Origin of the sequence: Amycolatopsis samaneae, from assembly GCF_039541975.1 — a bacterium.
In the GTDB taxonomy this organism is placed as follows: Bacteria; Actinomycetota; Actinomycetes; order Mycobacteriales; family Pseudonocardiaceae; genus Amycolatopsis; species Amycolatopsis samaneae.
Window position 1 is genome coordinate 1 of record NZ_BAABHG010000050.1, and the last position, 697, is coordinate 697.

Genomic DNA, 697 nt, shown 5'->3' on the forward strand with positions numbered 1-697 from the left:
GAGCTTCGATCGACGTTCTTCTTTACTCATGCCTTCAGTATGGCTTGGATGTGTGCTTAAGCACCAAACGTCTGTATAAATCTGGAAACGATAACACTGCTTCGGTGCCTACCATTTTTGGGGTCAGTGTGGAGGCACTTAGCTAATTTAAGGGTGGTGCATTTGGGTATGAAGCTTCAGCAGGTGCTCATTTGAGTGGCCAGCGGAGTCGCTAGAGCGACCGCGTTTTTGCGGAAACATCTGACTTGGTTATCGCATACTTTGAACACGCCTACGGATATCCCAACGATTACAGACCATGTGTGCCAGTGTCGAAGATATGGCAGACACCACAACACGCTGGGAACAGCTCTGGCTCCCCATCTGGCCGCTAGCCTCTGATGATCTCAAAGCCGGCATCTACCGCGGCTCTCGTCAGAACGCCCTACAACGCCGCTACATCGAAGCCAACCCCCAAGCCGTCAGCAATCTGTTGGTCGTCGACATCGATCATGAGGACGCCCTACTGAGATCTATCTGGGATCGTGAGGGCTGGCGCCCTAATGCGGTGGTCGAAAACCCTACCAACGGCCACGCACATGCTGTCTGGGCACTCAAAGAACCCATCACCCGCACTGAATATGCTCGACGTAAGCCGCTAGCCTTTGCAGCAGCTGTCACCGAAGGACTGCGCCGCTCCGTGGACGGCGACAAAAGC

Annotated in this window: 1 protein-coding gene; it reads left to right on the forward strand. The window is 54.1% G+C overall.

Annotation, left to right across the window (positions count from 1 at the left end):
• Positions 1 to 319: 319 nt before the first annotated feature.
• The coding region (locus ABD987_RS44515; RefSeq protein ID WP_345409103.1) for a replication initiation protein at positions 320 to 697 on the forward strand (378 nt) is incomplete at its 3' end.